Origin of the sequence: Ensifer sp. 22521 (genome assembly GCF_052044795.1) — a bacterium.
Taxonomy (GTDB): Bacteria; Pseudomonadota; Alphaproteobacteria; order Rhizobiales; family Rhizobiaceae; genus Ensifer.
This window is the reverse complement of record NZ_JBQENM010000003.1, coordinates 93917-116561: the sequence shown is the minus strand read 5'-3', so window position 1 is coordinate 116561 and position 22645 is coordinate 93917. Positions and strand designations below refer to the sequence as shown.

Annotated in this window: 21 protein-coding genes and 1 riboswitch; of the genes, 11 read left to right on the top strand and 10 right to left on the bottom strand. The window is 62.6% G+C overall.

Translation table 11 applies throughout. From position 1 onward, the window contains the following. Positions 1 to 103: 103 nt before the first annotated feature. The 4 genes from nrdE to ACTJKE_RS04625 all read right to left on the bottom strand — a co-directional run bounded on the left by nrdE (position 104) and on the right by ACTJKE_RS04625 (position 4270). A complete protein-coding gene (gene nrdE, locus ACTJKE_RS04640) occupies positions 104 to 2257 on the bottom strand; it encodes a class 1b ribonucleoside-diphosphate reductase subunit alpha (RefSeq protein ID WP_440691265.1) in 2154 nt (717 codons plus the stop codon). Then, positions 2227 to 2643: a class Ib ribonucleoside-diphosphate reductase assembly flavoprotein NrdI gene (nrdI, locus tag ACTJKE_RS04635; RefSeq protein ID WP_057251815.1), complete on the bottom strand. Its 417-nt coding sequence runs from the start codon at positions 2641 to 2643 to the stop codon at positions 2227 to 2229. The genes nrdE and nrdI overlap by 31 nt, the downstream gene beginning before the upstream one ends. 12 nt (positions 2644 to 2655) lie before the next feature. Beyond that, complete coding sequence (nrdH, locus tag ACTJKE_RS04630) at positions 2656 to 2877, bottom strand: glutaredoxin-like protein NrdH (protein ID WP_057251814.1); 222 nt, start codon at positions 2875 to 2877, stop codon at positions 2656 to 2658. Positions 2878 to 3276: 399 nt separating this feature from the next. Further along, positions 3277 to 3501: riboswitch (cobalamin riboswitch) on the bottom strand. A gap of 289 nt (positions 3502 to 3790) precedes the next feature. Continuing rightward, positions 3791 to 4270, bottom strand: coding sequence for a hypothetical protein (locus ACTJKE_RS04625; RefSeq protein WP_440660274.1), 480 nt, complete (start codon positions 4268 to 4270; stop codon positions 3791 to 3793). Between ACTJKE_RS04625 and ACTJKE_RS04620 the strand changes: the two genes are divergently transcribed. Beyond that, the gene (locus ACTJKE_RS04620) at positions 4232 to 5176 is read left to right on the top strand and encodes a LysR substrate-binding domain-containing protein (RefSeq protein ID WP_057251812.1); all 945 of its coding nucleotides are present in this window, start codon (positions 4232 to 4234) and stop codon (positions 5174 to 5176) included. The genes ACTJKE_RS04625 and ACTJKE_RS04620 overlap by 39 nt on opposite strands. Here ACTJKE_RS04620 and ACTJKE_RS04615 read toward each other — a convergent pair. From ACTJKE_RS04615 to ACTJKE_RS04595, 5 genes are all read right to left on the bottom strand, one after another. Then, positions 5134 to 5871 carry an aspartate/glutamate racemase family protein gene (locus tag ACTJKE_RS04615; protein ID WP_440691263.1) on the bottom strand — a complete coding sequence of 246 codons (738 nt, stop codon included), beginning with the start codon at positions 5869 to 5871 and terminating at the stop codon, positions 5134 to 5136. The genes ACTJKE_RS04620 and ACTJKE_RS04615 overlap by 43 nt on opposite strands. 5 nt (positions 5872 to 5876) lie before the next feature. Next, the gene (locus ACTJKE_RS04610) at positions 5877 to 6698 is read right to left on the bottom strand and encodes an ABC transporter permease (RefSeq protein ID WP_058329775.1); all 822 of its coding nucleotides are present in this window, start codon (positions 6696 to 6698) and stop codon (positions 5877 to 5879) included. Position 6699: 1 nt separating this feature from the next. Further along, positions 6700 to 7614, bottom strand: a complete 915-nt coding sequence (locus tag ACTJKE_RS04605; RefSeq protein ID WP_058329776.1) for an ABC transporter permease — start codon at positions 7612 to 7614, stop codon at positions 6700 to 6702. A 209-nt stretch (positions 7615 to 7823) separates the two neighbouring features. Continuing rightward, complete coding sequence (locus ACTJKE_RS04600; RefSeq protein WP_057251808.1) at positions 7824 to 9122, bottom strand: ABC transporter substrate-binding protein; 1299 nt, start codon at positions 9120 to 9122, stop codon at positions 7824 to 7826. Between the two features lie 32 nt (positions 9123 to 9154). Continuing rightward, positions 9155 to 10243: an ABC transporter ATP-binding protein gene (locus tag ACTJKE_RS04595; RefSeq protein ID WP_440691260.1), complete on the bottom strand. Its 1089-nt coding sequence runs from the start codon at positions 10241 to 10243 to the stop codon at positions 9155 to 9157. A gap of 420 nt (positions 10244 to 10663) precedes the next feature. On the opposite strand from ACTJKE_RS04595, the gene ACTJKE_RS04590 reads away from it, so the two are divergent. From ACTJKE_RS04590 to ACTJKE_RS04570, 5 genes are read left to right on the top strand one after another with little or no spacing between them, the layout of a single operon-like run. After that, positions 10664 to 11506, top strand: a complete 843-nt coding sequence (locus ACTJKE_RS04590) for a metallophosphoesterase family protein (RefSeq protein WP_440691258.1) — start codon at positions 10664 to 10666, stop codon at positions 11504 to 11506. Then, positions 11503 to 12669, top strand: coding sequence for an ABC transporter ATP-binding protein (locus tag ACTJKE_RS04585; RefSeq protein WP_440691256.1), 1167 nt, complete (start codon positions 11503 to 11505; stop codon positions 12667 to 12669). The genes ACTJKE_RS04590 and ACTJKE_RS04585 overlap by 4 nt, the downstream gene beginning before the upstream one ends. Further along, entirely contained in the window at positions 12662 to 13576 is a 915-nt protein-coding gene (locus ACTJKE_RS04580; RefSeq protein ID WP_440691254.1) for a carbohydrate ABC transporter permease, read from the top strand. Before ACTJKE_RS04585 ends, ACTJKE_RS04580 begins: the two co-directional genes overlap by 8 nt. Continuing rightward, positions 13573 to 14409 carry a carbohydrate ABC transporter permease gene (locus tag ACTJKE_RS04575; RefSeq protein ID WP_057251803.1) on the top strand — a complete coding sequence of 279 codons (837 nt, stop codon included), beginning with the start codon at positions 13573 to 13575 and terminating at the stop codon, positions 14407 to 14409. Before ACTJKE_RS04580 ends, ACTJKE_RS04575 begins: the two co-directional genes overlap by 4 nt. A gap of 24 nt (positions 14410 to 14433) precedes the next feature. After that, the gene (locus ACTJKE_RS04570; protein ID WP_440691252.1) at positions 14434 to 15699 is read left to right on the top strand and encodes an ABC transporter substrate-binding protein; all 1266 of its coding nucleotides are present in this window, start codon (positions 14434 to 14436) and stop codon (positions 15697 to 15699) included. A gap of 64 nt (positions 15700 to 15763) precedes the next feature. Here the strand turns inward: ACTJKE_RS04570 and ACTJKE_RS04565 are convergent, their stop codons facing one another. Then, the gene (locus ACTJKE_RS04565) at positions 15764 to 16750 is read right to left on the bottom strand and encodes a LacI family DNA-binding transcriptional regulator (RefSeq protein WP_440691250.1); all 987 of its coding nucleotides are present in this window, start codon (positions 16748 to 16750) and stop codon (positions 15764 to 15766) included. A 236-nt stretch (positions 16751 to 16986) separates the two neighbouring features. Here ACTJKE_RS04565 and ACTJKE_RS04560 point away from each other — a divergent pair, with 236 nt between their 5' ends. Genes ACTJKE_RS04560 through ACTJKE_RS04540 form a run of 5 tightly spaced genes read left to right on the top strand, consistent with a single transcriptional unit; the run spans position 16987 to position 22642 of the window. Further along, entirely contained in the window at positions 16987 to 18015 is a 1029-nt protein-coding gene (locus ACTJKE_RS04560) for a substrate-binding domain-containing protein (RefSeq protein ID WP_057251800.1), read from the top strand. 59 nt (positions 18016 to 18074) lie between these two features. Continuing rightward, the gene (locus ACTJKE_RS04555; RefSeq protein WP_057251799.1) at positions 18075 to 19619 is read left to right on the top strand and encodes a sugar ABC transporter ATP-binding protein; all 1545 of its coding nucleotides are present in this window, start codon (positions 18075 to 18077) and stop codon (positions 19617 to 19619) included. A gap of 28 nt (positions 19620 to 19647) precedes the next feature. Continuing rightward, complete coding sequence (locus ACTJKE_RS04550; RefSeq protein ID WP_065373275.1) at positions 19648 to 20637, top strand: ABC transporter permease; 990 nt, start codon at positions 19648 to 19650, stop codon at positions 20635 to 20637. 2 nt (positions 20638 to 20639) lie between these two features. Further along, complete coding sequence (locus tag ACTJKE_RS04545; RefSeq protein ID WP_113511496.1) at positions 20640 to 21650, top strand: sugar-binding transcriptional regulator; 1011 nt, start codon at positions 20640 to 20642, stop codon at positions 21648 to 21650. Beyond that, positions 21647 to 22642 carry an aldo/keto reductase gene (locus tag ACTJKE_RS04540; RefSeq protein ID WP_112996787.1) on the top strand — a complete coding sequence of 332 codons (996 nt, stop codon included), beginning with the start codon at positions 21647 to 21649 and terminating at the stop codon, positions 22640 to 22642. Before ACTJKE_RS04545 ends, ACTJKE_RS04540 begins: the two co-directional genes overlap by 4 nt. Positions 22643 to 22645: the final 3 nt, after the last annotated feature.

Below are 22645 nucleotides of genomic sequence, written 5' to 3'. Positions count from 1 at the left end.
TGCCGCGCCATCTCGCATAATCTGGGCCGTCAGTGTGGCAGGTACCCTCTCCCCGCAGGCGGGGAGAGGGTTAGGGTGAGGGGCACTTAATGGGAACGCGGCGCTACAACGCGCAGGAAACGCAGCCCTGGACCTGCGTGCCCTCAAGCGCCATCTGGCGAAGGCGGATGTAGTAGATGGTCTTGATGCCCTTCTTCCAGGCGTGGATCTGCGCGCGGTTTATGTCGCGCGTCGTCGCCGTGTCGCGGAAGAACAGGGTCAGCGACAGGCCCTGATCGACATGCTGGGTCGCAGCCGCATAGGTGTCGATGATCTTCTCCGGCCCGATCTCGTAGGCGTCCTGGTAATATTCGAGGTTGTCGTTGGTCATGAAGGCGGCCGGATAGTAGACGCGGCCAATCTTGCCTTCCTTGCGGATCTCGATCTTCGAGACGATCGGGTGGATAGAGGAGGTCGAGTGGTTGATGTAGGAGATCGAGCCCGTCGGCGGCACCGCCTGGAGGTTCTGGTTGTAGAGGCCCCCTTGCGTGACCGCCTGTTTCAGTTCCAGCCAATCGTCCTGCGTCGGGATGCGGATGCCGGCCGCTTCGAACAGGCCCTTCACCTTCTCCGTCGCCGGCAGCCATTCGGCTTCGGTGTATTTGTCGAAATATTCGCCTGACGCGTATTTCGAGTTCTCGAAGCCCTTGAAGGTCACGCCCTTCTCGACCGCCAGCCGGTTGGATGCGCGGATGGCGTGATAGGTCACCGTGTAGAAATAGATGTTGGTGAAATCGATGCCTTCCTCCGAGCCGTAGAAGATGCGCTCGCGGGCGAGGTAGCCGTGAAGGTTCATCTGGCCGAGCCCGATCGCGTGGCTGTCGTCATTGCCCTTTTCGATCGAGGGAACCGAAGAGATATGGCTCATTTCGGAGACGGCGGTGAGCGCGCGGATCGAGGTCTCGATCGTCTGGCCGAAATCCGGACTGTCCATCGCCGCGGCAATGTTCAGCGAGCCGAGATTGCAGGAGATGTCCTTGCCCATGCGGGCGTAGGAAAGGTCGTCGTTGAATTCGCTCGCTTCGCTCACCTGCAGGATTTCCGAGCAGAGATTGCTCATGGTGATGCGGCCGGCAATCGGATTGGCCCGGTTCACCGTGTCCTCGAACATGATGTAGGGGTAGCCGCTCTCGAACTGGATCTCGGCGATGATCTGGAAGAAGTCGCGTGCCTTGATCTTCCGCTTGCGGATACGCGCATCCTCGACCATCTCGCGGTACTTCTCCGTCACCGAAATTTCGGTGAGGGGAACGCCGTAGACGCGCTCCACGTCATAGGGCGAGAACAGATACATGTCCTCGTTGTTGCGGGCGAGCTCGAAGGTGATGTCCGGGATGACGACGCCGAGCGACAGCGTCTTGATGCGGATCTTTTCGTCGGCATTTTCCCGCTTGGTATCGAGGAAACGCATGATGTCCGGGTGGTGGGCATGCAGATAAACAGCACCTGCCCCCTGGCGGGCGCCAAGCTGGTTGGCATAGGAAAAGCTGTCTTCCAAGAGCTTCATCACCGGGATGACGCCGGAGGACTGGTTTTCGATCTGCTTGATCGGCGCGCCCATCTCTCTGATGTTGGTGAGCGACAGCGCCACGCCGCCGCCGCGCTTGGAGAGCTGCAATGCGGAATTGATCGCGCGGCCGATGCTCTCCATGTTGTCCTCGACGCGCAGCAGGAAGCAGGAGACGAGCTCGCCGCGTTGCTTTTTGCCGGCATTGAGGAAGGTCGGCGTCGCCGGCTGGAAACGGCCGGAAATGATCTCGTCGACGAGATCGCGGGCAAGCTGTTCGTTGCCGCGCGCCAGCGTCATCGCCACCATGCAGACTCGATCCTCGTAGCGCTCCAGGTAGCGCTTTCCGTCGAAGGTCTTCAGCGTATAGGAGGTGTAGTATTTGAACGCGCCAAGGAAGGTCGGGAAGCGGAACTTCTTCCCATAGGCGTGGTCGTAGAGGTCGCGGACGAAATTGAAGGAATACTGATCCAGCACCTGCTGTTCATAGTAGCCCTCGGTCACCAGATAATCGAGCTTCTCCCTGAGGTTATGGAAGAAGACGGTGTTCTGGTTGACGTGCTGGAGGAAATACTGCTTCGCCGCCAGCCGGTCCTTGTCGAGCTGGATGCGCCCCTCTTCATCATAGAGGTTCAGCATCGCGTTCAGCGCATGATAGTCCAGCGCCGCTTCCGTCGCCTTCAGGGGGCGTTCGAGTGTTGAGACGTCCAAAATCGTTCCATCCCGTTTCTGACATTGGCGACGTCTTCCTCGGTTCCGAGAAGCTCGAACCGGTAAAGGTAGGGCACCTGGCATTTGGCCGCGATGACGTCGCCGGCGATCCCATAGGTCGCGCCGAAATTGCTGTTGCCCGCGGCAATGACGCCGCGGATGTGAGAGCGGTTGCCCGCATCGTTGAGGAAGCGGATCACCTGTTTCGGCACCGCACCCCGGCCGTCGTCGCCGCAATAGGTGGGCACGACCAGCACGAAGGGCTCGGAAACCGTAAGCGAAGCCTTACTTTCCTTGAGCGGTATGCGCGCTGCGCGAAGGCCGAGCTTTTCGACGAAGCGATGGGTGTTTTCCGAGCGGCTGGAAAAATAGACGATCAGGCCCACCGCCTGTCTCCTCTAGGAAAGCGCGCTGATCTTGTCGGGGCGAAAACCCGCCCAGTGTTCGGGTCCGGCGACGACGACGGGAAGCTGCATGTAACCGAGGCCCTTGACCGTTTCGAGCGCGTCCTGGTCGATGGAGATATCAATGACCTCGTAGTTGACACCCTGGCGATCGAGCGCCCGGTAGGTCGCGGTGCATTGGACGCAGGCGGGCTTGCTATAGACGGTAACGTTCATTTCTTCCTCGTTTGGTCGGCTGGATGAGAGCATGAGAAGGTGCACGGACACGCAGCCGCGATCCGGCGAAATGCAGGGCTGTCATGGCTGTGGCTCGCTCGGATCTGGACGCCCGGGCATGCCTCTTCGTCAGCTGCGCGGGAAACCGCGCCTCTTGATTGGCGAGCGATAGAATTTCAATGACGCGGGCATGACTTCACCCCGAAGCTTTCGACAGGCTGCCGGGGAGACGTCGAGACGATCAGGCAGGCTCATCCTGCCGCACTACAGCGCCGTGCGTCCTATCAGACGCGCAAAGGTCGCTGTAGCACTTCGATTTGCTGCATGTTTTTATCCTTAAATCGGCGACGATTTAAGGAAACATGCAGTGGACTCAACCCCTCCGGACACCCCGCCCGTGGACGTTTATTGCTCGAGGCAGGTCTCCTGGCTCACGGGTCTCAGCTTCCATCCCGACCTTCCCGAGGCCTCATGCCTCAGTGGTCCAATTCCGGACAGTCGCTCGCCGTCTACAGTTGCGGGGGCAGCTACGGCATAGCCTGGCGAAAACTCGCCGACGCACCGTATTCCCGTCTTAGCTCTCAATCCCTGCGAATCGAGAGAACCTCGAACACTAGATATAGTAGTTCATCGCAAATCTGCGTCAATAGGTTCGAGGTGCCTGAAGCCGGGGAGAGAAGGTGATTTCTTTCGCCGTGTGGATAACAAGGAGTAAACGACGGGATGCGGCGAAACCTGTGGGTGGAGAGCTTCTCGGCTTCGAGCCCGGCGCTCGCTCCGTTGCCGATCACTTGCGAAGAGGCTCCGGCACGTCGCTTTTAGAAACGCCACGCCGGATCTCTCCCGAATTCGGTCCACGTGCTGGCAGGTGGCAGATCACGACAACTGCGCTGTCTCTTGCCTCTGCGCTCCGTCAATCGCAGAGCGACATGCTTACGTCTTTGTTTTCTCCGGGCTGGGCTCGAGGCGAAGCCCTTGCCATTTGCGGCGCGTCGCCGCAATCCCGCTCCGACGAGGGCGGTGACTTGCGCGGATTGCCGTCCGTCGGCCAATGCCACGGATCGGCAATATCGCCGATGTGCGCCCGGACGGTCTCGTGATCCCGCGTCAATCCGATATCCTTCAGCTGGAATTCGCTGAACGTATCGATGTCGATGGTCGGGTTGAGCGCGTTCCCGGCCCAGTTCAGGGCATGAAGGATCGTTGATCGCACTGCGCTAAGCATTGCTATCCTCTTTGTTTTTGCTGTTGTGTTCGCGAAAAAAGTGAGGATTTTTGCTGCTTCGCGCAAAGCGATTTCTCGCATGCTGGCATAAAGAATGCTTATGTCAGGGCCATGAGCAAGATTCCTCCCATGAGTGCCGTGCGCGCCTTCGAAGCGGCCGCCAGACATCTGAGCTTCACCCGCGCCGCCGACGAGCTCGGCATGACGCAGGCGGCGGTCAGCTACCAGATCCGGCTGTTGGAGGAGCGCATCGGCACGCCGCTCTTCGTTCGTCTTCCGCGCGAGGTTCGGCTGACGGCGGCCGGGCGGCAGCTGGCGCCGAAGGTGACGGAAGCGATCGACCTTCTCGGGGCGGCCTTCTCGGAGATTGCCGACAAGACCGAACACCACCTGCACATTTCCGTGCTGCCGACCGTCGTGTCGAGCTGGCTCGGCCAGCGGCTCGCCTCGTTCCAGACGGCCCATCCGAACATCAGCATCCGGGTGCACATGTCGACCGAGCTGATCGACTTCAAGCGTGACGCCATCGATCTCGTGGTGCGCAGCGGCAACGGCGACTGGCCCGGCAACGACGTGTTCCCGCTTTTCCCTATCGATTACATGCCGGTCTGCACGCCGTCTTTCATGGAGAAGCACCAGCTCAGGCATCCCTCGGACGTCCTGCGTGTACGGCGCTTCGGCAACGCCAGCTGGTGGCGGCGATGGATGATCGAAACCGGGGTGGAGCCACCGGCGAGCAACGGTACCGAACTGATCTTCGACGTCCAGGCGATGGACGTCACGACGACTTTGAACGACCATGGCATCGCGATTGCCGTTTCAACCTTCCTGATGGACGAACTGAAGAGCGGCAGGCTCATCCGGCCCTTCGACCATGTGGTAAGAGATGGTCGCGCCTATTGGCTGGTCTATCCGCAGAGCAGCAGGCGGCAGAAAAAGATCCAGGCTTTTCGCGATTGGATTATTGCCGAGGCCGACGCATCGAATGCGCTGCTGGCGACAGTCGTGGGCGATTCCAGGTCGGCATCACCTCAAGCCGGGGTCGGAGCGAGCGCGCTCATGAAACCTGAATAGGGCTTGCTGAGCGGCGACGCATAGGCCCCGCGCTTGCTGGTCATAAGTCCCTGTGACACGAGTGCTTCCGCCTGCTTGACCGCGGCCGAAACGCCGTCGATGACAGGGACGTCATAGTCCGCTTGGAGCGCCCGGGCGAGATCGGCCATGCCGGCGCAGCCGAGCACGATCGCTTCTGCGCCATCCTGATTGAGCGCCAGCTCGATCTGGCGCCGGAGTTTGGCGAGCGCGTCTGATGCCTTGTCCTCCAGTTCGAGCACCGGGATGTTGGCGGCGCGGACCCTTGCCCGGTCGCCCATGCCGTAATGCCGGACGAGATTCTCGATCAGCACCCGTGACCGTTCGAGCGTGGTGACCACGGTGAAACGTTGCGCCAGCATGGCAGCGGTCGCGACGGCGGATTCGCAGAGCCCCACCACCGGTATGCGGGCGAGCGCACGGGCCGCCTCGAGGCCGGTGTCGTCGAAGCAGGCGATGACCGCGGCATCGGCGCCTGCGGCCTCGCCGTCGCGGATTTCGGCGAGCAGGCCCGGCAGGGCGACGGCGCCGTCATAATGCCCCTCGATCGAGGCCGGTCCCGATCTGGAGGTGCGCGCGAGAATTTCCGTGGCAGGGTTGGCGACAGTCCGAGCGGCCGCGGCTGCCTTGGCCGTCATCGACGCGGTGGTGTTGGGATTGATGATCAGGATGCGCATCTAGCCTAGCTCAGCTTTGCCTGGCGGCGTCGCAAGGTCAGAATGACTGCGAGCGCGACGAGGATGATGGTGAAGGAGAAGAGGGTGGTGACCGTGCCGAGCGCATAGAGCACCGGCGTCGTCACATTCGTAGTCATGCCGTAGATCTCGAGTGGCAGAGTGTTGTAGCTGCCCGAAGTCATCAGCGTGCGGGCGAATTCGTCGTAGGAGAGCGTGAAGCCGAAGAGGCCGACGCCGATCAGGCTTGGCGCGATCATCGGCAGGAGAACGTGCTGGAAGGTCTGCCAGGACGTCGCCCCGAGATCGCGCGCCGCTTCTTCATAGGCCGGTGAGAACCGGTTGAAGACCGCAAACATGATGAGCACGCCGAAAGGCAGCGTCCAGGTGAGATGCGCGCCGAAGCCGGAGGAGTACCAGGCGGGCTTCAGGCCGAACTGCTGGAAGACGACGCCGATGCCGAGCGAGATGATGATCGACGGCACGACGAGACTTGCGACGGTGAGATAGAAGAGCGCGGTTGCGCCGCGGAAGCGTCGGCGGAAGGCAAGGCCTGCAAGCAGGGCGACTACGACGTTGACCGCCATTACCATCAGGCCGAGCGTAAAGGAGCGCCGGAATGAGGCGCCGAAGTCGCCGACCGCCTGCCGTTCGAACAGGTTGTAGAACCAGTGCAGCGATAGGCCGTTCAGCGGAAAGGTCAGGCCGCCGTCCGGTCCCTGGAAGGAGAGGATCAGCACGGCCGACAGCGGGCCGTAGAGAAACAGCACGAACAGCGTGAAGAAGGTTGCGAGCAGGTAGAATTCCTTGCCGCGTCTCTCGTGGTTCATGTCAAAGCTCCTTGCGGATGTCGACGACGCGCAGGATCGCGGCGACCATCAAGAGCACGACGATCAGAAGCACCACGGCATTGGCGGCCGCTGCCGGATATTGCAGCAGCGACATCTGGTTCTTCATCATCAGCGCGACGGAGGCGCTCTGGCCGCCGGACATGACCTGCACCGTTGAGAAATCTGCCATGACGAGCGTGACGACGAAGATCGAGCCGATCGCGATGCCCGGCTTGGCGAGCGGCAGGATGACGTTCCAGAGGATCTGGCCGCCGGAAGCGCCGCAGTCGCGCGCCGCCTCGATCAGCGAGCGATCGATCCGCATCAGCGTATTGAAGATCGGAGTGACCATGAACAGCGTGTTGAGATGCACCATGGCAAGCACCACGGCAAAGTCGGAGTAGAGCAGCCACTCGATCGGCTGTGGGATCAGGCCGAGCTCGATCAGGGTCGAATTGACAAGGCCGTTGCGGCCGAGCACCGGGATCCAGGAAATCATGCGGATGATGTTCGAGGTCAGGAACGGCACGGTGCAGACGAGGAACAGCACCATCTGCATGGTCGTTGTGCGGACATGGAAGGCGAGGAAATAGGCGACCCAGAAGCCGATTAAGAGCGTCAGCGCCCAGACGAGGACGGTGAATTTCAGCGTGTTGAGATAGGTCTTCCAGGTGACCCACGAGCCGAGCGTATCGGCGTAGTTCATCGTCAGGAAGTCCGGATAGAGACCGGCGAAGTCATAGTCCCAGAAGCTGACGACGATGATGGTCAGGATCGGCAGCACGAAGAAGAAGCCGAGGATCAAAAGGAGAGGGGTTGCCTGGAGATGGGAGGCCAGCGCGCGCGGAGCGCCCCGGCGACGGGATGCCTTCTCTGTCCTGATTTCCCCTGGCTGAGACGTCGCAAGTGTCGCCATCGTCGTTCCTCTCTGGATTTCTGCGATCGGGGTCCGCCCCTCATCCGCCTGCTGGCACCTTCTCCCCCGCTTGCGTGAGAAGGGAGATGCGTCGCCGTCCCGTTCATTCTTGACCGCCTATGTGCACTCTCGGCCGGCCGATGTGGCACGTCCCCTCTCCCCGCCTGCGGGGAGAGGGATAGGGTGAGGGGGCGCTTCCGCGCCGACGATTACGCCGCGATGAACTCGTTCCAGCGCTTGATCATGTAGCGGTCCTCGTCCATCACAGAGTTCCAGCAGGCGACCTTGCCCATGCGCTCCTCGAACGAGCCGCCGTCGCGCACCGCACCTGCTTTCTCCATGATCTTGCCCTCCGGCGAAAGGATGTCGCCTTGGGCGGGCTTGCCTTCCACCCAGAAACCCCACTCGTCCTCGGACATGAAGCCCTTGGCGGTCTCCATCGCGGCGGAGTAGTAGCCCTGACGGTTGAGGTAGGCGCCGACCCAGCCGGAGAGGTACCAGTTGATGTACTCATAAGCCGCGTCGAGCTGTGCGCCCTGGAGATGGGCGGCAAGCCCGAGGCCGCCGCCCCAGGCGCGATAACCTTCTTTCAGCGGCTGGTACTTGCAGGCGATGCCCTTGGAACGGACGGCGGCGACGGCCGGCGACCACATGGACTGGATGACGACTTCGCCCGAAGCCATCAGGTTGACGCTCTCGTCGAAGGACTTCCAGAAGGCACGGAACTGGCCGTCCTGCTTGGCCTTGATCAGGAAGTCGATCGTCTTGTCGATCTCGTCCGTGGTCATGTTGCCCTTGTCGGCATATTTGATGTTGCCGAGCGCCTCCATGATCATCGCGGCGTCCATGATGCCGATCGAAGGAATGTTGAGGATCGCGGTCTTACCCTTGAACGCCGGGTCCATGATGTCGGCCCAGGTCGAGATCTCGCGCCCGACGAGATCGGGGCGAATGCCGAGCGTGTCGGCGTTGTAGATCGTCGGGATCAGCGTCATCCAGTCGGTCGGCGACTTGGCGAAGGTCTTGGAATCTTGCGCCTCGACGAAGCCGACGGTGTGCGGTGCGGTCCCCTGGGCGACCACGCTTTCGGGTTTCAGCTTGCCGTCGATGAACAGCGGCACGATCTTGTCGAAGTACTTGATCTTTTTCACGTCCATCGGCTGCATCACGCCGGCTGGGAAGACCTTCTTGGCAATCCAGTATTCGATGTCGGCGATGTCGTAGGAATCGGGCTGGGTCACCGCACGCTGGGCGGCGGCGTCGGAATCGGTCGCCGTCATTTCCAAGGTGATGCCGAGGTCCTGTTTGCACTTCTCGGCAATCGCATTGATGTTGGAAACGCCGGTGCCGAACTGGCGAAGCGTGATCGGGTTCTGGGCCCAAATGGTCGGGAAGCCGGTGATGGCACCCGATCCGGCGATGGCGCCGACGGCGGCAGCGCCGGTCTTCAACAACGATCGGCGTGTCAGGCCGGCGCCAGGCTTTTCGGTTTTGGTTTCAGTCGTCATGTGCAGTTCCCCTTTTTGTGATGGTTGGTAGCTCATGCGGAAAGGCGGCCGAGGGGGACGACGTCCTCCAGGGTCCAGCTCAGGCACACCGCGTCACCGACCGCGACAGGCTTCCTGAAATAGTCAGCGTCGCTGACGATCAGCGTGAAGTCGTCGCTGCCGGCACCGATGGCGGTGAGCTTCACCGAGGCGCCGCGGTACTCGATGTTGGAAACCACCGCCTGGAAACCGAGGCCCTTCTCGCCCGGCGGGTCGAGCCGCACGCGATCGGTGCGGATGCCGATGTCGATGGGCCGGCCGACCTCCTGGGCGATGTCGCGCACCGCGAAGGTCTGGCCTTCGGCGGTCTCCATTTCGACGACATCGCCGCTGATCGCGCGGACTTTTCCGGAGAGAACGTTGTGGTCGCCCATGAAGCGCGCGACAAAAGCGGTGGCCGGCCGTTCGAACACCGTGCGCGGGGCCGCGGCCTGCTCGATCCGGCCGTTGTTCATCACCACGATCAGGTCTGCGAGCGCCATTGCCTCTTCCTGGCTGTGGGTGACGTGCACGAAGGTGATGCCGAGCGTCTTCTGCAGCTTCTTGAGTTCCGCACGCATGCGGATCTTCAGGAATGGATCAAGCGCCGACAACGGCTCGTCGAGCAGCAGCGCTTCCGGCTCGGTGATGAGGGCACGGGCAAGCGCCACGCGTTGCTGCTGGCCGCCGGAGAGCTGGGCCGGGCGCCTGGAAGCATAGGCCTCCATCTGCATCAACTTCAGCATCTCGAGTGCCTTGGCGCGGCGCGCGTCGCGTTCTACGCCCTTCATCTTCAGGCTGAAGGCAACGTTGTCGACGAGGTCGAGGTGCGGGAACAACGCATAGGACTGGAACATCATCGCCGTGCTGCGCCTGGCCGGCGGAAAATCGGTGACGACGACGTTGCCGAGCCGCAGGTCGCCTGAGGAGATGCTCTCGTGGCCGGCGATCATGCGCAGCGTCGAGGTCTTGCCGCAGCCCGAAGGGCCGAGGAAGCAGCAATAACTGCCCGCGGGGATCTTCAGGCTGATCGAGTGCACGGCGGTAGTCCCACCGTACATCTTGGAAACGGATACGATATCGATCTCTGCGGCTTTCGACATGAGCGTTCTCCTTGCACCAGAGAAGAAGCATCAATCGTGCCAATTTCGTTCGCCGAGCCTAAGGCTATGTTTTCGCGCGAGAATGGCCGTTTCGGTTGCCGGCTGCAGTCGTTATCGGTTTAGGGCGACTGCTCACGAATTGAGCTTTTCGTCGTCAATATGCGCAAATTATTGTATACAATAGTATGAAATTTTGAGCACACCCACCGCAACGCTTCCATCGGGACGCGCAAGGGTGAACTTCGCGACCGGTTGGCTTTCCTGAAGGTGACGCTTTCATGGAGAAACTGAAAATCAGCTGAGAACGACTGTTACCAAACTGACATGGCAAGCCCCTAAAGACTGCGGCCAACCGCATCGGAGGGGAGAGAAATCCCTCCGATGAGCACGCCTTGAAGCCATCGTCGGAGGCCCGTTCCCATGAAGATCGTCCAGATCAGCGACACCCATCTCAGCCCCTCCAAGAGCCATTTCAACAACAATTGGGAGCCGGTTCGCGCCTGGATCGAGGAAATGGCGCCTGATCTCGTCATCCACACCGGCGACCTCACGATCGACGGCGCCGACCACGAGGACGATATCACCTTTTCGCTCGACCTGATCGGCCAGCTCTCGATGCCGGTGCTGATGGTCCCCGGCAACCATGATGTCGGCCATCTGCCCGGATCGCATCAGCCGGTCGATGTGGAGCGGCTCGCCCGCTGGCGCGGACTCGCCGGCCCGGATTACTGGGTCTCCGATCACGGTGATTGGCGGCTGATCGGGCTCAATAGCCTGCTTTTCGGTTTCGAAGACGAGGAAGAGGAAAAGCACTTCGCCTGGCTGGAGGAGCAGTTGCTCAGCCGCGATGGGCGCCAGGTGGCGATCTTTGCTCACAAGCCGCTCTTCGTCGATGACCCGAAGGAAGGCGACACCGGCTATTGGGGCATCCGTCCTCGCCAGCGCCAGCGCCTCTTTGATCTCTTCGCCGGCGCCGACGTGGCGCTACATGCGAGCGGCCATCTGCATTGGGCCTGGACGGGCGAACATGCCGGCACTGCGCTCGTCTGGGCGCCGCCGACCTCTTTCATCATCGATACGCTCGAGCGGCCGATGCCGGGCGAACGGCTGGTCGGCGCTGTCGTGCACACCTTCACCGATGGCGGCGTCGTGAGCGAGATCTCCGCGATCCCGGGCCTGACGAGCCACGTGCTCGATCCGATCGTTGAGGAAGTCTATCCGCAGGCGGCGAAGAAGAAGACCCTAGTGGAGGCGGAGCAATGAGTGTGCTTTCGCTGCGCGGCATCACCAAGTCCTATGGCGGCAACGCCATTCTGAAGGGTGTCAGCCTGGAGGCGGAGGCAGGCGAATTCATCGCGCTCGTCGGCCCCTCCGGTTGCGGCAAGAGCACGCTTCTGCGCATTGTCGCCGGGCTTGACCATGGCGACACCGGCGAGATCGTCATCGGCGGCCGTAGCGTCGCGCCGATGGCCGCGGCCGATCGCAACGTCGCGATGGTCTTCCAGTCCTATGCCCTCTATCCGCATCTGACCGCGGGAGAAAATATCGCTGTGCCGCTCGCCATGCGGCGGCTGACGGCGGCGCAGCGTCTGCCGTTCGTTGGCAATGTCCTGCCGGGGCAGAAGCAGATCCGCACCGATATCCAGCGTCAGGTCAAGGAAATGGCGCTGGCGTTGAAGATCGACCACCTGCTCGACCGCAAACCGGGCCAGATGTCGGGCGGCCAGCGCCAGCGCGTGGCGCTCGCCCGCGCCATGGTGCGGCGTCCGGCCGTCTTCCTGATGGACGAGCCGCTTTCCAATCTCGATGCCAACCTGCGCGTCCATGCCCGCGGCGAGATCGTCGATCTCCACCGCCGCGCCGGCGTCCCGACGCTCTATGTCACCCACGACCAGTCGGAAGCGCTGTCGATGGCCGATCGGGTCGCCGTCATGATCAGCGGCAATCTGCTGCAATTGGCGAACCCGAAGGAGATCTACGACAACCCCTCCCATGTCGAAGTCGCGCGCTTCCTCGGCCAGCCGGAGATCAACGTGGTGGAAACCCGCACCGATGCCGCCGGCATCGTCCGCTTCGGTGATTTGGTGCTGATGGCGAACCGGGGGCAGGCACCTGACGCGCCGGTGAAGCTTGCAGTCCGCCCGGAGTTCGTTCGCTTTAATCCGCAAGGTGCCGGCCGGCTGAGCGCGCGGGTCGAGCGGATGGAATTCCTCGGCTCGGAAGTGATCGTCCATGCCCGCCTCGATGCGATCGGCGAGGTGATGACCTCCAAGTCGGCGCCTGCCGAGGCCGCATCGCTTGCGATCGGCCAGCCTGTCGACGTCGAGATCATGCCCGAACGCGCAATGCTCTTCGATCACGAAGGTGCGCGGCTTCCGGCCGAACCGCTTGCTGTTGCGGCGACGCGGGAGAAGATTCATGGCTAGCGTCGCGACCTTCGAAACCGCACTCGCCGAGCCCGCGACGCGCGAGGCCCGCATCGCCTGGCTGCTCGCGCTTCCGGCGATCCTCCTCCTCTTTCTCTTCATCCTGCTGCCGACGCTTGCGGTGATCGTGCTCGGTTTTACCGATTTCGAGCTCGGCTACGGCAGCTTTCGTTTTGTCGGCTTCGAGAATTACGCCGAACTCTTCGGCGACCGCACCTTCCGCCGGTCGCTCTGGAACACCGCGGTTTACACGGCGATCGTCACGCCGGTCTCGATCGTTCTGGCGCTTGCGATCGCCATGCTGATCGAGGCGGAAACCAAGGGCCGGGCTTTCTTCCGCACGGTTTATTTCCTGCCGGTCGCCTCGCTGTTCGTCGCCATGGCGACCGTCTGGCAGTTCCTCTTCCATCCGACCATCGGCCCGATCAACACCTTCCTTGCCCTCTTCGGCATTGCCGGCCCCAACTGGCTCGGCGCTTCGGGCACGGTGCTCTACGGCCTCTCGATCATCGGCGTCTGGCAGTCGGTCGGCTTCAACATGGTGCTGTTCCTCGCAGGTCTCACCGCCATCCCGCGGGAGCTCTATTCAGCGGCCGAAGTCGACGGTGCCAAGTCCTGGCTCGACCGCTTTCGCCTGGTGACCTGGCCGATGCTCGGACCGACGACGCTGTTTGTCACCACCATCAGTATCATCAATTCGGTGAAGGTCTTCGAGACGGTGAAGACGCTGACCGAGGGCGGGCCAAACAAGGCATCGGAAGTGCTGCTCTTCACCATCTACCAGCAGGGCTTCGTCTACCTGCGCGTCGGCTACGCCTCGGCGATGACCGTCGTCTTCCTCTTGATCCTCGTCGTCCTGATGTTCCTGCAGTACCGCGTGCTCGACCGGAAGGTGCACTACGCATGATCACGAACGCTCTTTCCGTCGCCCGTATCGTCCGCCTCGCGGTCCTGTCGCTTGGCGCGCTGCTCTTCCTCGCGCCCTACATCTTCATGGTCTCGACCGCGGGCAAGGCGCAAAGCGAGATCTTCTCCTCGTCGCTGTCGCTGATCCCGGAGCAGTGGTCCTACATCGAGAACTTCTCCAAGGCTCTGTCGCGCGTCTCGATGACGACCCTGCTTTTCAACGGCGTTGTCGTCTGCGCACTGATCTTCGTCATCCAGATCGTCGTCGCCATTCCGTGCGCCTATGCCATGGCGAAGCTGAAGTTTCGCGCGGCCCGCGCCATGATGGTGCTGGTCATGCTCGGACTGCTGGTACCGATCCATGCGACGGCGCTGCCGATCTATGTCGCTTTCGACAAGCTGTCGGTGCTGAACAGCTACGCAGCACTTGTGGCGCCGTTCTCGATCTCGGTCTTTGCGATCTTCCTGTTCCTGCAGTTCTTCCGCGCCATGCCCGACGACCTGATCCACGCAGCAAGGCTCGACGGCATGTCGGAGGCGGGCATCGTCGCACGGGTCATCGTGCCGAACGCCTGGCCAGCGATCACCGCCTTTGCGATCTTCTCGGTGGTCGCCCACTGGAACGACCTCTTCTGGCCGCTGATCGTCGTCACCAACCAGGACTACGCGACTCCGCCGCTCGGCCTTCTCTTTTTCCGCGCGGCTGAAGCCGGCGACGACTACGGCGCGCTGATGGCGGCGACCCTCATCATTACCCTTCCCCTCGTTTCTGCATTTCTGCTGGCGCAGAAGCGCTTCGTCGAGGGCATCACCATGACCGGTCTCAAAGGCTGAACGGTCCAACCTGGAGCGCACCCCATGAAACATCTGAGACAGCTTTTCACCGCGGCTGCCGCATCGCTGATGCTCGCAGCCCCTGCCTACGCCGAGACCCAGCTTACGGTCCACTATCCGATGCCCGGGTTCTTCAAGGACGTGATGGACACGATCTCGAAGAAGTTCATGGAAGAAAACCCCGACATCAAGATCACCTTCGCCAACCCGTCGGCCACCTATGAGGAAGGCATCCAGACGATCATGCGTCAGGCAGGCACGGCCGAGATGCCCGATCTGACCTTCATCGGCCTCAACCGCCTGCGCATGGTCAACGAGCGCGACATCCCCGTCGATCTCGGCCCGTTCATTGCCAAGGACGGCAATATGACCGAGCAGGGCTTTTCAGAAAACATCCTGAAGCTCGCCCAGGTGGGCGGCAAGCAGGTGGGCCTTGCCTTCGCCACCTCCAACCCGATCATGTACTACAATGCCGATCTGGTGCGCAAAGCCGGCGGTGACCCGGACAGCCCGCCGAAGACCTGGGACGAGGTCATCGCGCTCGGGGCAAAGATCAAGGCGCTCGGCGACGGCAACGAGGGCATCGACTTCCGCTGGCAGGGCGACGACTGGATGTTCTCCGCACTGCTCTTCGGCGCCGGCGGCGACATGCTGAGTGCAGACGAGAGCAAGGTTGCCTTCAACGGGCCGGAGGGCCAGAAGGCCGTCGACGTGCTCGACCGCATGGTCAAGGAAGGTGGGCTGCCGGTTCTGACCAAGCAGGCTGGCGAGCAGGCCTTCGTTGCCGGCAAGATCGGCTTTGCGTTCCAGACGACCGGGGCGCTGCGCAACACGATCAAGAATGTTGGCGGCAAGTTCGACCTGCGCACCGCGCACATTCCGCTGATCGATCCGGTAAACGGCAAGCTGCCGACCGGCGGCAATGCCGTCGTCATCCTGACGCGCGATGCCGAAAAGCAGGAAGCGGCCTGGAAATTCGCGAAGTTCGCCGCCGGCCCCTATGGCGCCTCGGTCGTCGTTCCCGGTACCGGCTACGTGCCGAACAACGAGCTCGCCGCCAAGTCGCCGGAGTATCTCGCCAACTTCTACAAGGAAAACCCGTTGTTCCGCGCCGGTCTCGAGCAGATGCCGCTGATGCGCCCCTGGTATGCCTTCCCCGGCAGCAACGGCGTGAAGGTCACGCAGACGATCGTCGAGAACCTGTCGCGCATCGTTGAGCAGTCGACGACGCCGAAGGAAGCGCTGGACGAGGCTGCAGCCGAAGTCGAAAGCCTGCTGCCGCGTAGCTGATACTATTTCCTTGATGATTGTCGCCGCCCCGGAGGAAATTCCGCGGGCGGCGTTCCTGTGTCGCTCAGACGAGGTGGCGAACGGTCCCGCCCGCGTAGAGGCGGCAGTCGAGGTTGAGATGGCGGCAGCCGGAGGCGTTCTCGGCCATGTCGAGCAATAGCGCCGCCGCCGCAAGCCCCATGTCTCCGTCGGGCATCGCTATCGTGGTGAGTGTTGGGCTCATCAATCGCCCGAGGGCGATGCCGTCGAAGCCGGCGACCGAGACATCATCCGGTACGGAAAGGCCTTCGCGTCGGAGCGCCGCGATTACGCCGAGGGCGAGAAGGTCGTTGGAGGCGATGATCGCCGTCGGGCGGTGATGCGCGAGGACCGCCGCGAGGTCGAGGTTCTCGTAACCGTCGACGAAGGGGATCTCGACAGCCTCCATCGGCTGGACGCCTGCCTCCTGCATGGCGGCGGAATATCCGTCGTAACGCAGGCGCGCCCGGTCGGAGGAGTGGAAATGGCCGGTGACCACGACAATGCGATGATGCCCATGCGCAAGGATATGCCGGGTCAATTCGTAGCCTGCGCGGTAATTGTCGACCGTGACGGCGGCGGCGAAGCGGGCGACGGGCCGGTTGTTGAGAAGCACGGTCGGCGGCAGCGCCGCCGAAAGCGCCTCGCTGGTGCGGGCGTCGCAGAGCGTCAGGATCAGCCCGGTCGGGCGCTGCTCGAGCAGCGAGCGCACGGCGCGCGCCTCGAGTGCGGGATCATAATTCGATTGCGCGATCAGAACGCCATGGCTTGCTACCTGCATGCGGTGCTGGATGCCGGCAAGCGAGGCGGCGAAGACCGGGTTGGTGACGCTCGGCACCAGCATGCCGACGACCGGTTGGCTGCGGCTGGCGGTGCGCCCCGCGGCCGTCGCCGGCCGATAGCCGAGCTCGGCGGCGGCCCGACGCACGCGCCGTACCATCTCGTCGCTGACGGGGCCTTCGCCGTTGAGCACGCGCGAGACGGTCGCCAGCGAGCAGCCGGCATGAAAGGCGATCTGTTGCAGGGTAGCCATCGCTGCCCTCTAGCCGATCCCCGTGACAGCAGATTGAAGGCCACCCCTCGCTGTTTTTTCACATCGCGCATGAATTATTATTCATGCCATGAATTATATTGACAGACGGTGAGTCCGCGGCTTTAATCGCAATCGTCGGAAGTCGAGGAGGAGTTCCGGCGAACTCACATATTCAGCGGCCGCAAACAGGCGGTCCATCGGTTTTTGGGAGGGGCTTCGGCCCCGAGGAGGAACGCGTGCGCAAATTTTTCAGCACGACCGCTCTGGCGGTCATTGCAACGTCATTCTGGGCCGGTTCGGCAAGCGCCGAAACGACAAACCCGTTTCGCTGCCAGCCCGGCGAAAAATACGTCATGAACGTCATGGTATCCGGCGTCGAATACTGGTTCCCGGTCTATGAGATGTTCAAGCAGGCCGGCCAGCAGTTCGGCTGCGAGACCGAATATACCGGCACGCCGGAGTATGACGTCAACAAGCAGATCGCCACCTTCGACCAGGCGCTCGCCCAGAATCCGGCCGGGATACTGGTGCACCCGATGAACTCCGATCCGTTCATCGAGCCGATCAACCGGGCGATCGACCAGGGCACGGCCGTCGTCACCTTCGCCGCGGACTCGCCGCTGTCGAAGCGTGTTTCCTTCATCACCTCGGACAACAGCCGCGAAGGCACCTACGCCGCCGACGCGATCGCCGAGAAGATGGGCGGCAAGGGCGAGTACGCGGTTCTCGAAAACCCCGGCCAGGACAACCACGACAAGCGCATCACCGCCTTCGTCAATCGCATGGCCGAGAAGTGGCCTGACATGAAGCTCGTCGGCCGCGCCGCCTCGAACCAGGATCCGAACAAGGCCTATCAGGGCCTGATGAGCATCATCCAGGCCAATCCGAACCTCGGCGCAGTCTTCATGCCGGAAGCGAACTCTGCCATCGGTGCGGCCCAGGCCAGCAAGGAAAGCGGCGGCAAGGTGCTCGTCATGTGCGCCGACGTCAACGCCAACATCCTCGACATGATCAAGGCCGGCGAAGTCTTCGGCTCCATCAACCCGAACCAGGGCATGCAGGGCTATATGGGCTTCATGCTGCTGTGGATGGCCAAGCACCCGGAACTGATCGACCCGATGAACGACGCCAAGCGCGCCGGCTTCAACCCGATGAGCATCCCCTTCGTCGACAATGGTCTCTCGATCGTCACAGCCGAGAATGCCGACGACTTCTACTGGGACAAGTACCTGAAGCGTCGTGGTACCAAGGGTATCGACGAGTAAGGGCGAAAAATGGCTGCCCGGTCCGCTCCGGGCAGCCAATGATACGGGTGGAGGACGGCATGACAGCACAACCGGTTCTGGAGGTCCGGCGCGTCACCAAGCATTTCGGTGCGGTGAAGGCGTTGACCGAGGTGAATTTCCAGCTGGAGCGGGGAGAAATCCATGCGCTCTGCGGCGAAAACGGCGCCGGCAAATCCACGCTGATGAACATCATTGCCGGTGTGCTGCAGCCGAACGAGGGCGAGATCCTCGTTGACGGAGCACCTGTCAAAATAGGCTCTCCGGCGATCGCCCAGACGCTCGGGATCGGCCTCGTCCACCAGGAGATCGCGCTCTGCCCGGACGCGACGGTGGCAGAAAACATGTTCATGGCCGCCACCAATCGCCGCCGCTCGCCGCTGATGAATTACGGCGCGCTTGAGCGCGAGGCGCAAGGTGTGATGAACCGGCTGGCACCGATCGACGTCCGCCGGAAGGTCGCCGACCTCGGCATTTCCAGCCAGCAACTCGTCGAGATCGCCAAGGCGCTGACGCTCGACTGCCGCGTGCTGATCCTCGACGAACCGACGGCGGCGCTGACGGAAGCGGAAGCCCAGGCGCTGTTCGGCATCGTCCGCGATCTCAAGGCCGCGGGCATTTCGATCATCTATATCAGCCACCGCATGGCGGAGATCTTTTCGCTCTGCGATCGGGTCACCGTGTTTCGTGATGGTCGCCATGTGGTCACCGAGAAGATTGCGGACGTCACGCCTGATGACGTCGTGCGCCGCATGGTCGGCCGCGAGATCAGCCAGCTCTATCCGCCGAAACAGGCGCCGGAAGCGCGCTCGGGCGAACCCATCCTTTCGGTCCGCAACTTGAGCGACGGCGACCGCATCGACAGTGTTTCCTTCGATCTGAAGCGCGGCGAAATCCTCGGCATCGGCGGCCTGATCGGTTCGGGGCGCACCGAAATCGCCGAAGCGATCTGTGGTCTGCGGGCGAAATCGACGGGCGAGGTCGCTCTGCGCGGAAAGCCGCAGCGCATCGCCAATTACCGCGACGCGGTCAACGCCGGCATCGTCTACCTCTCCGAGGATCGCAAGGGCTCAGGCGTCTTCATCGACCTGTCGATCGCCCAGAATATCTCGGTCCTCGATCTGAAAACGCTGACTGGCCCGCTCGGATTGTTGAATTCCAGGGCCGAGGCCGATCTGGCGCGTGAGTTCGTCCGCCGCCTTGGCGTGCGCATGGGCGGCATCGACATGCCGGTCTCGTCGCTTTCGGGCGGTAACCAGCAGAAGGTGGCGATCGCCAAGCAGCTGGCCGTCCGCCCCCAGGTGATCCTGATGGACGAGCCGACGCGGGGCATCGACGTCGGCGCGAAATCCGAGATCCACCGGTTGCTGCGCGAGCTTGCGGAAACCGGCATCGGCATCGTCGTGATCTCGTCGGAACTGCCGGAGCTGCTCGGGCTCTGTGACCGGGTGCTGGTCATCCGCGAGGGCACGATTGCTGGCGCACTCGATGACACTGAAATGAGCGAGGAGGCGGTGATCCGCCTGGCGTCCGGCGTGACGCCGACGGATCGGATCGCGGCAGGCAGGGCAGCAAATGTCGCCTGAAAGAACGGAAAGAGCCGAGGAGGCGGAAATGGCAGTTGATACGATGGTTGCAACCGAGAGGGCGGTGCCGGCCTGGAAGCGCATTGGCACGATGCGCGAAGCCGGGCTGATCGCGATCATCCTGGCGCTTGGGCTCGTCATGAGCTTCGCATCGCCGCATTTTCTCACCTTCGGCAACATGCGCGCCATGCTGATGAGCTTCTCGGTCGAAGGCATCGTCGTCGTCGGCATGACGATCCTCTTGATCGTCGGCGGCATCGACCTTGCCGTCGGCTCGGTGGTCTGCTTCGCCATGGTGCTTGCCGGTTCGCTGTTTCTTGCCGGCGTCGATCCCTGGACGGCCTCGCTGGTCGGCATCCTCGCCAGCAGCATGATCGGCATGATCATGGGCTTCTTCGTCACCGTCGTCGGGCTCAACCACTTCATCACATCGCTGGCAGCGATGGTCATCGTGCGCGGCCTTTGCCTCGTCATCACCAAGGGCACGCCGCTGTCGCTCTTCACGCTGCCGGCCTCGTTCAAGGCGGTGGGGCAGGGCACCTTCCATGGTGTCCCCTATGTCATCCTGATCTTCGTCGCCGTCGTCATCCTCTTCGATTTCCTGCTCCGTCGGGCAACCGCCTTCCGCAAGGTGTTCTATACCGGTAGCAACGAGAAGGCGGCGCTCTACTCTGGCATCAAGACCAAGCAGGTGAAGTTCTGGGTGACGGTGCTCTGCTCGACGCTCGCCGGTGTCGCCGGCGTCATCTACATGTCGCGCTTCGGAGCCGCGACGCCGACCTTCGGCGTCGGCATGGAGCTCAACATCATTGCGGCGGCCGTCATCGGCGGCGCCTCGCTCAACGGCGGCTCGGGCACGATCCTCGGCGCCATTCTCGGCATCGCGCTGCTTTCGGTCGTCACCAGTTCGTTGATCCTGCTCGACGTGTCCGTCTATTGGCAGGACATGATCAAAGGCTGCATTCTCTTAGCTGCCGTTTCCATCGACCACTTGCTGCACAAGCGGAAGGCCGTCTGAACATGCCGATTGCCAAATCCACGCTGTCCCCGGTTTCGAATGCGCGCGAAGAACTTGTCGTCGCAAGGCAGATGCACCAGGCGCTCGTCCTGCATTTCCTCGAAGGGCTGACCCAGTCGCAGATCGCCGACCGGCTCGGCATTTCGCAGCCGACCGTCAACCGGCTGATCAAGCGCGGCCGCCAGCTCGGCCTGGTCGAGATCAAGATCAAATCGCCGATCGAGCCGCTGGTCGACATGGAAGAGCAGCTGCTGGCGATCGGCGGCATCCGCCGTGCGATCGTCGTGCCCACTGTCTCCGACAACCAGCAGACCGCCCTTCAGGCGGTCGGCGAGGCGGCGGCGCGTCTGCTGCTCGAAGAGATCGGCGATGGTGACACCATCTGCATCACCGGCGGCAAGGGCGTCAGCGCCGTCGTTGCCGGGCTGCAGGCACCGCGCCGCTTCGATGTCGAGGTCATCCCGGCGACCGGCTGCGTCCAGGGCAAGCACTATACCGACGTCAACCACGTCTCGACGCTGATGGCCGACCGGCTCGGCGGCCGGTCCTTTCAGATCCATGCGCCGCTTTTTGCCGACAGCGCTGCCGAGCGGGCGATGCTGATCAATATGCGCGCGGTGGCCGACGTTTTCGGCAGGGCGCGAGAGGCGAAGGTCGCGGTGGTTGGCATCGGTTCGATCCTGTCAGACGATTCGAGCTACTACGACCTGCATCCGTCATCGAGCACCGACCGGGCGGCGATCGAGCGCTCCGGCGCGAGCTGCGAACTGCTCGCCCATCTGCTCGATGAACAGGGCCGCCTCTGCGACTACAGCCTCAACCGTTCGCTGGTGTCGCTGACGCTTGAGGAGTTTGCCTCGATCCCGACGAAGATCGGAGTGGCAAGCGGCCCGAACAAGGCCGGGCCGATCCTCAGCGTCATGCGCGGGCGGCATCTCGATACACTGGTGACGGACGAGGCGACCGGTGAGCGTGTGCTCGCCATGGCAAGCGAAAAGGGACTTCTGGCATGAGTGGGGAACAGTTGATGCGCGAGATCGGCCGATCGGGCGTGAAGGCTTCGGCCGTCGGGCTCGGCACCTGGGCGATCGGCGGTTGGATGTGGGGCGGCACCGACGAGCGGGAATCGATCGCCGCGATCCAGGCCTCGCTCGACGCCGGCGTGACGCTGATCGACACGGCGCCCGCCTACGGCCTCGGGCGTTCGGAAGAAATCGTCGGCAAGGCGCTTGCCGGCCGGCGCGACAAGGCCATCATCGCCACCAAATGCGGTCTCGTCTGGCATACGGACAAGGGGCGGCACTTCTTCGACCAGGACGGCAAGCCGGTGCATCGCTACCTCGGCCGCGACGCCATCCGCCATGAGGTCGAGCAGAGCCTGAAGCGGCTCGGCACCGACTATATCGACCTCTACATCACCCACTGGCAGGACCCGACGACGCCGATTGAGGAAACCATGGCCGCCCTCGAAGAGCTGCGCCAGGCGGGCAAGATCAGGGCGATCGGCGCCAGCAATGTCGGCCGCGGCGAACTGGAACAATACATCGCAATCGGCGGGCTTGATGCGATCCAGGAACGCTTCAGCATGATCGATCGCGAGATCGAAGCCGATCTTTTGCCACTGACGAGGCGCAACGGCGTCGCGACGCTCAGCTATTCCTCGCTGGCGCTCGGTCTTCTTTCGGGCGGCATCGGGCCGGAGCGCGTCTTCTCGGGCGACGACCAGCGGCGCGATAATCCACGTTTCTCCGTCGGCAATCGCGAGAAGGTCGCAGCCTTTGCCAAGTCGATCCGGTCGATCGCCGAGAAACATGGCGCGACGATTGCCCAGATCGTGATTGCCTGGACGCTGGCACAGGAGGGCGTGACCTTCGCGCTCTGCGGTGCACGCAATCCGGGCCAGGCGCTCGACAATGCCCGAGCGGGTACGATCCGGCTCGACGAAGAAGACCTTAAGGGAATCGACGCGGCGATCGCGGCGAAGCTCGTCAACATGGACAGGTAACGG

Coding starts and splice junctions, on each gene's coding strand:
- ACTJKE_RS04615 (WP_440691263.1), bottom strand. CDS start 5,871: ATGCGCATCCTGATCATCAATCCCAACACCACCGCGTCGATGACGGCC.
- ACTJKE_RS04580 (WP_440691254.1), top strand. CDS start 12,662: ATGGCTAGCGTCGCGACCTTCGAAACCGCACTCGCCGAGCCCGCGACG.
- ACTJKE_RS04620 (WP_057251812.1), top strand. CDS start 4,232: ATGAGTGCCGTGCGCGCCTTCGAAGCGGCCGCCAGACATCTGAGCTTC.
- ACTJKE_RS04610 (WP_058329775.1), bottom strand. CDS start 6,698: ATGAACCACGAGAGACGCGGCAAGGAATTCTACCTGCTCGCAACCTTC.
- ACTJKE_RS04625 (WP_440660274.1), bottom strand. CDS start 4,270: ATGTCTGGCGGCCGCTTCGAAGGCGCGCACGGCACTCATGGGAGGAAT.
- ACTJKE_RS04585 (WP_440691256.1), top strand. CDS start 11,503: ATGAGTGTGCTTTCGCTGCGCGGCATCACCAAGTCCTATGGCGGCAAC.
- ACTJKE_RS04550 (WP_065373275.1), top strand. CDS start 19,648: ATGGCAGTTGATACGATGGTTGCAACCGAGAGGGCGGTGCCGGCCTGG.
- ACTJKE_RS04590 (WP_440691258.1), top strand. CDS start 10,664: ATGAAGATCGTCCAGATCAGCGACACCCATCTCAGCCCCTCCAAGAGC.
- ACTJKE_RS04595 (WP_440691260.1), bottom strand. CDS start 10,243: ATGTCGAAAGCCGCAGAGATCGATATCGTATCCGTTTCCAAGATGTAC.
- ACTJKE_RS04545 (WP_113511496.1), top strand. CDS start 20,640: ATGCCGATTGCCAAATCCACGCTGTCCCCGGTTTCGAATGCGCGCGAA.
- ACTJKE_RS04540 (WP_112996787.1), top strand. CDS start 21,647: ATGAGTGGGGAACAGTTGATGCGCGAGATCGGCCGATCGGGCGTGAAG.
- ACTJKE_RS04570 (WP_440691252.1), top strand. CDS start 14,434: ATGAAACATCTGAGACAGCTTTTCACCGCGGCTGCCGCATCGCTGATG.
- ACTJKE_RS04605 (WP_058329776.1), bottom strand. CDS start 7,614: ATGGCGACACTTGCGACGTCTCAGCCAGGGGAAATCAGGACAGAGAAG.
- ACTJKE_RS04555 (WP_057251799.1), top strand. CDS start 18,075: ATGACAGCACAACCGGTTCTGGAGGTCCGGCGCGTCACCAAGCATTTC.
- ACTJKE_RS04600 (WP_057251808.1), bottom strand. CDS start 9,122: ATGACGACTGAAACCAAAACCGAAAAGCCTGGCGCCGGCCTGACACGC.
- ACTJKE_RS04575 (WP_057251803.1), top strand. CDS start 13,573: ATGATCACGAACGCTCTTTCCGTCGCCCGTATCGTCCGCCTCGCGGTC.
- ACTJKE_RS04565 (WP_440691250.1), bottom strand. CDS start 16,750: ATGGCTACCCTGCAACAGATCGCCTTTCATGCCGGCTGCTCGCTGGCG.
- nrdH (WP_057251814.1), bottom strand. CDS start 2,877: ATGAACGTTACCGTCTATAGCAAGCCCGCCTGCGTCCAATGCACCGCG.